The sequence below is a fragment of the Bradyrhizobium sp. genome, from assembly GCF_016462955.1.
Classification (GTDB): domain Bacteria; phylum Pseudomonadota; class Alphaproteobacteria; order Rhizobiales; family Xanthobacteraceae; genus Bradyrhizobium.
Window position 1 is genome coordinate 1 of the sequence record NZ_JAEMSD010000284.1, and the last position, 5,638, is coordinate 5,638.

7 protein-coding genes are annotated in these 5,638 nt (G+C 65.6%); 5 read left to right on the top strand and 2 right to left on the bottom strand.

Going from position 1 to position 5,638, the window contains the following annotated elements; all coding sequences use genetic code 11:
* From JHD07_RS24805 to JHD07_RS24820, 4 genes are all read left to right on the top strand, one after another.
* A partial coding sequence (locus JHD07_RS24805) for an enoyl-CoA hydratase (RefSeq protein WP_291626836.1) occupies nt 1-732 on the top strand: 732 nt, incomplete at its 5' end.
* A 123-nt stretch (nt 733-855) separates the two neighbouring features.
* Entirely contained in the window at nt 856-1,440 is a 585-nt protein-coding gene (locus tag JHD07_RS24810; protein WP_291626852.1) for a CoA-binding protein, read from the top strand.
* Between the two features lie 135 nt (nt 1,441-1,575).
* A complete protein-coding gene (locus tag JHD07_RS24815) occupies nt 1,576-2,856 on the top strand; it encodes an O-acetylhomoserine aminocarboxypropyltransferase (RefSeq protein ID WP_291626838.1) in 1,281 nt (426 codons plus the stop codon).
* Between the two features lie 187 nt (nt 2,857-3,043).
* Complete coding sequence (locus JHD07_RS24820; RefSeq protein WP_291626840.1) at nt 3,044-3,382, top strand: hypothetical protein; 339 nt, start codon at nt 3,044-3,046, stop codon at nt 3,380-3,382.
* A gap of 19 nt (nt 3,383-3,401) precedes the next feature.
* On the opposite strand, the gene JHD07_RS24825 is transcribed toward JHD07_RS24820, so the two are convergent.
* Entirely contained in the window at nt 3,402-4,484 is a 1,083-nt protein-coding gene (locus JHD07_RS24825) for a COX15/CtaA family protein (protein ID WP_291626841.1), read from the bottom strand.
* 94 nt (nt 4,485-4,578) lie between these two features.
* On the opposite strand from JHD07_RS24825, the gene JHD07_RS24830 reads away from it, so the two are divergent.
* Nucleotides 4,579-4,800: a DUF2842 domain-containing protein gene (locus tag JHD07_RS24830; RefSeq protein WP_018320088.1), complete on the top strand. Its 222-nt coding sequence runs from the start codon at nt 4,579-4,581 to the stop codon at nt 4,798-4,800.
* Here the strand turns inward: JHD07_RS24830 and JHD07_RS24835 are convergent.
* On the bottom strand, nt 4,784-5,638 hold an 855-nt coding region (locus JHD07_RS24835), incomplete at its 5' end, for a polysaccharide deacetylase family protein (protein WP_291626846.1). The genes JHD07_RS24830 and JHD07_RS24835 overlap by 17 nt on opposite strands.

The window sequence follows — 5,638 nt, forward strand, 5'->3', positions numbered from 1 at the left end:
CCGGCCGCGCGTAACAGCCTGTCGGCCGCGATGATCGCGAGCCTGCATGCGGAGTTCGACAGGATCCGCGACGACAAGGCCGTCCGCGGCGTCGTGATCGCCGCCAACGGTCCCGCCTTCTCCGCCGGCCCCGAGATGAAGGAGCTGACTGCGCGTCGCGCCGATCCCGATCGCGGCCGCGCCTTCTTCGCCGAGATGATGAATGCCTGCAGCGCGATGATGCAGGCGATCGTGCACCTGCCGAAGCCGGTGGTCGCCGCGGTCCAGGGTATCGCGACCGCAGCCGGTTGCCAGCTGGTTGCGAGCTGCGATCTCGCGATCGCCTCCGAGGCAGCAAGCTTTGCGACGCCCGGCGTCGATATCGGCCTGTTCTGCTCGACGCCCATGGTGGCGCTGTCGCGCAACGTGCCGCGCAAGCAGGCGATGGAGATGCTGCTGACGGGCGAGCCGATTCCAGCGGCGCGCGCCCGCGAGATCGGGCTGGTCAATCGCACCGTTCCCGCCGGCACCGAGCGCGACGCCGCGATTGCGCTGGCGCAGAAGGTCGCGTTGAAATCAGCATACACGATCAAGCTCGGCAAGGAAGCGTTCTATCGCCAGGCCGAGATGAGCCTTGCGGACGCCTATCGCTACACCGCAGAGGTGATGACCGAGAACATGATGGCGCGCGACGCCGAGGAAGGCATCGGCGCCTTCATCGAGAAGCGCGCGCCGACATGGCGGGATGAATAGTCAACTCCTCATCCTGAGGAGCCGCGGAAGGCGGCGTCTCGAAGGATAGAGGCCCGGCTGCCGCTTCATGGTTCGAGACGCGCGTTCCGCGCTCCTCACCGTGAGGGTCGGAGAAAGAAAATGATGAACCACGACGCCTATCCCGACAATTACATCCGCGGCATCCTCAATGGCGTGAAGTCGATCGCGATGGTCGGCGCCTCGCCGGTCAATGTGCGGCCGAGCTATTTCGCGTTCAAATATCTGGCGCAGCGCGGCTACGACATGATCCCGGTCAATCCCGGCCATGTCGGCAAGGAGCTGCTCGGCAAGCCGTTCATCGCCTCGCTCTCCGATATCGGTGGTCCCGTCGACATGATCGACATCTTCCGCAATTCCAGCCACATCATGCCCGTGGTCGAGGAGGCGCTCACGCTCGACCCGCTGCCGAAGGTGATCTGGATGCAGCTCGGCGCGCGCGACGACGCCGCGGCTGCGAGGGCGGAATCGGTTGGCATCAAGGTGGTGATGAACCGCTGCCCCAAGATCGAATACGGGCGCCTGTCATCCGAGATATCCTGGATGGGCGTCAATTCACGTACTCTGAGTTCCAAGCGCGCGCCGGCACCGACGCAGGGCATGCGGCTGTCCCTCAATCGGATGAGCGTCGGCGGCGGCACCACCACCGCATCTGATCGCGCTGCGAAGAACAAGAGCGAGCAAAGCTGACGCAATTGCGAAGGTTCTTCTCGCGACGCGACAATGCGTAGCACGATCATTTCGATGTGAAGCCGCGCCTTGACGGCGGCCGCGGCGCCGATCAGCATGCCGCGCGATTACAGACCACAAGAACAGGACGCCCAAATGAGCGATCGCCTTCCGGGATTCTCGACGCTTGCCGTGCATGCCGGTGCACAGCCCGACCCAACCACCGGTGCGCGCGCAACTCCGATCTACCAGACGACGTCCTTCGTCTTCAACGATGCCGACCACGCCGCATCGCTGTTCGGCCTGCAGGCGTTCGGCAACATCTATACCCGCATCGGCAATCCGACCAATGCGGTGCTGGAAGAGCGCGTCGCCGCGCTCGAAGGCGGCACCGCCGCGCTCGCGGTCGCCTCGGGCCACGCCGCGCAGGTCGTGGTGCTGCAGCAATTGCTCCAGCCCGGCGACGAGTTCATCGCCGCGCGAAAACTCTATGGCGGCTCGATCAACCAGTTCACGCATGCGTTCAAGAGCTTCGGCTGGAACGTGGTGTGGGCCGATCCCGATGACATCGCAAGCTTCGAACGCGCGGTGACGCCGCGCACCAAAGCCATCTTCATCGAGTCCATCGCCAATCCCGCTGGCAGCATCACCGACATCGAGGCGATCTCGACGGTGGCGCGCAAGGCGGGCGTGCCGCTGATCGTCGACAACACGCTGGCCTCGCCCTACCTGATCCGCCCGATCGACCACGGTGCCGACATCGTGGTGCACTCCCTGACGAAATTCCTCGGCGGCCACGGCAACTCCCTCGGCGGCATCATCGTCGATGCCGGCACCTTCGACTGGTCGACGGGCGGCAAGTATCCGATGCTGTCGGAGCCGCGCCCCGAATATCACGGCATCCGCCTCCAGGAGACCTTCGGCAATTTCGCCTTCGCGATCGCCTGCCGGGTGCTCGGCCTGCGCGATCTCGGCCCGGCGCTGTCGCCGTTCAACGCCTTCATGATCCTCACGGGAATCGAGACACTGCCGCTGCGCATGCAGAAGCACTGCGACAATGCCAAAGCGGTCGCCGAATTCCTCGCCGGCCATCCCGCGGTGGCATCGGTGAGTTATGCCGGCCTGCCGAGCGACAAATACAACCAGCTCGCGCGCAAATATGCGCCGAAGGGCGCGGGCGCAGTGTTCACCTTCAGCCTGAAGGGCGGTTATGACGCCGGGGTCAATCTGGTGTCGAAACTGCAATTGTTCTCGCATTTGGCCAATGTCGGCGACACCCGCTCGCTCGTCATCCATCCCGCCTCGACCACGCACAGCCAGCTCGACGACGCCGCCAAGATCAAGTCCGGCGCCGGCCCTGACGTGGTGCGGCTGTCGGTCGGCATCGAGGACAAGGAAGACCTGATCGCGGATCTCGAGCAGGCGCTGGGGGCGTAGTCGTCACCGTCATTCCGGGAAAGTCCGAAGGATCAGACCACAGGCGCGCAATTGCGCACCGGGGAATCTCGAGACTCCGGGTTCGGTGCTTTGCACCGCCCCGGAATGACGGCACCCCGTTAATCCTCATTAACCATATCTGCCCCATACATCGTCCTTGGATCGCCCCTTTGATTCGGAGCCGACGATGGTGCGCTGGATGGTGCCTGCCCTTGCAGCAATGCTGACGGTTTCAAGCGCGCTCGCCGCCGATCTGCCGGCCACGCCGAAGCGGCGCGCTGTCGCCAAAGACCCGCCGCAGGTCTACGTCGAGACCGATCCGGATGCGCTGATCTCGCCGGCCTATGGGGTCGGCAGCTATATCCGCAACCTGCCGGGCACCCCGCTGCTGCCGGGCTCGCACACCCTGCCCGGCTATTACGGCCGCCCCTGGAGCTACGACTATCAGGGCGCATATTACGGCGGCAAGCAGGTCGATTATTTCTGGCGCCTGCCCTATGCATGCGGCGTCTACGGCTATTGCTGATCAGCCGGGCTGATGGTGATCAGCCGGGCTGACCCACGGGGACCGCGCGCGGCTGCGATTCCGCAGGTTGCCGCGCTGCAAGCCGATCCACCTGCATCACCGCGAGCGTCAGCACCACGATCGCGACCGCCTGATGCGCGAGCGCAAGGCCGATCGGCACCTGGTTGAGCAGCGTGAGGATGCCGAGAACCGCCTGCACGCTCACCGCCGCAAACAACCACAGCGCGCCGCTCGCCGCCGCCCCTGCGCGCGAACGCACCGCGTCGATCGCATGCAGCGCCGCCAGCGCGAACAGCGCGTAGGCCATCATGCGATGCTCGAACTGCACCGTCAGCACGTTGTCGAACATGTTACGCCACCACGGCGTCTCGAACCACAGCCGCTCGGCGGACGGGATGAAAGCGCCGTCGATCTCGGGCCAGGTGTTGTAGGCACGCCCGGCGCGCAGGCCCGCAACCAGCGCGCCGAAATAGATCTGCACGAAGGTCACGGCGAGGAGCAGCGCGCTGGTCAACCGCAGCCGTCCAGGCACTGCGATCTGCGGCCGCTCCTTGAGGCGCCGCACGGTCCAGACGATGCCGGCGAAGATCACGAGCGCCAGCACCAGATGCGTCGCCAGCCGATATTGCGAGACCTCGGTGCGTTCCGTCAGGCCCGAAGCCACCATCCACCAGCCGACCGCGCCCTGGAGCCCGCCCAGCGCGAACAATAGCCACAGTCGTCGCTTCAGCTCACCGGAGAGGCCACCGCGCCACAGAAAGAACAGGAACGGCAACAGATACGCAGCGCCGATGAAGCGGCCCAGCAGCCGGTGGCTCCATTCCCACCAGAAGATCTCCTTGAACTCGGACAGGCTCATGCCCGCATTGAGCTCGCGATATTGCGGGATCTTCTTGTAGGCCTCGAACGCCTCGGTCCACTGCGCCTCGGTGAGCGGCGGAACACTGCCGGTGACCGGCTTCCATTCCACGATCGAAAGGCCGGATTCCGTCAGCCGCGTCGCGCCACCGACCAGCACCATCAGCGCGATCAACGCGGCAACGGCGATCAGCCACACGCGTACGGCGCGATGCGGCTCGGACGGGGCGGAAATCGTCGTCATCACAGGCAAAAACCAGGCTTGAACCGGACTGCGTGCCCCTTATAGTCCCCCGCTCCCGCAGCGCAAGTTACGCGAAGGCCGCCAATAATCCGCCATGACCATCCGCACCCGTAAGTTCCTCGGCGCCATCCTGCTCCTGGTGCTGGCCACGGTCTGGGCCCTGCTCGGCATGGCGGCGGCGCAGATGCCGTGGATCGCCGAATCCGGCTGGCGACAGGCGATCTACTATGTGGTCGTCGGCATGGGCTGGGTGCTGCCGGCGATGCCGATCGTGAGCTGGATGCAGCGGCCCGACCGCGTCAAGTCCGGCTCGTAGCACTGCCGGTCGGCCGTACCGGCGCGAAGGCAGCGCCCGACACCAGCACGCGCAGCAGGCGCAGGGAACCAACGCGGCCGTTCCAGCAGATCCGCGGCAACGCGCGCAGATTGGTACGACCTTCCGCCTCCACGATGCCGGGGATCGTCGACACCGCGCTGGCAAAGCCTGCCTCCTCCGCCATCACGACGTGGCTGCGCCGGAACGAGGCGCGGTCGCCGAACGGAAAGGCGGAATGCCTGATCTCGCGGTGGAAAGCCGATTCAGCAACGGCCTTGCCCATCTTCATCTCGCGCAGCGCGGCCGGATCCGTCAGATTGGCGAGATCGGGATAATTCACGGTCGCGCTGCCGATCGTGACCAGCGGATCCGCAGCGAACCTCGCAAGGTCCTCCCAGTTCATCGACGCCTCGCGCGAGAGCGCGGCGAGGTCGACGCGGTAGCGCGTGCAGAGGTCGGCGATCGCAGCCGACAGGTTCGCATGCGGCAGCGAGCGCAGCCAGCCCTCGAGATGGGAGAACAGCGCCCGCTTCCCGGCATCGTCGGTAACGGTAAATCGCTGCTCCTTCTCGCCCATCATCAGGATGATGCGGCTCTCGCGCGCGATCACCTGCTCCAGCCCCAGCCACCAAGCCTCGCCGACGCCGTCCGGAAAGGCGGTCGGCACATAGATCGTGAAGGGCACGGCGTGACGCGTCAGCACCGGATAGGCAAAGGTGGCGAGATCCTTGCTGGCGCCGTCGAAGGTCAGCGCCACGAAGCGACGCTTCTCCGGCAGCGTCACCGCGCGCCGGCAGACTTCGTCCATGCCGACGAGATCGTAGTCCCAGCGCTTCAG

Coding starts and splice junctions, on each gene's coding strand:
- JHD07_RS24815 (WP_291626838.1), top strand. CDS start 1,576: ATGAGCGATCGCCTTCCGGGATTCTCGACGCTTGCCGTGCATGCCGGT.
- JHD07_RS24825 (WP_291626841.1), bottom strand. CDS start 4,484: ATGACGACGATTTCCGCCCCGTCCGAGCCGCATCGCGCCGTACGCGTG.
- JHD07_RS24820 (WP_291626840.1), top strand. CDS start 3,044: ATGGTGCGCTGGATGGTGCCTGCCCTTGCAGCAATGCTGACGGTTTCA.
- JHD07_RS24810 (WP_291626852.1), top strand. CDS start 856: ATGAACCACGACGCCTATCCCGACAATTACATCCGCGGCATCCTCAAT.
- JHD07_RS24830 (WP_018320088.1), top strand. CDS start 4,579: ATGACCATCCGCACCCGTAAGTTCCTCGGCGCCATCCTGCTCCTGGTG.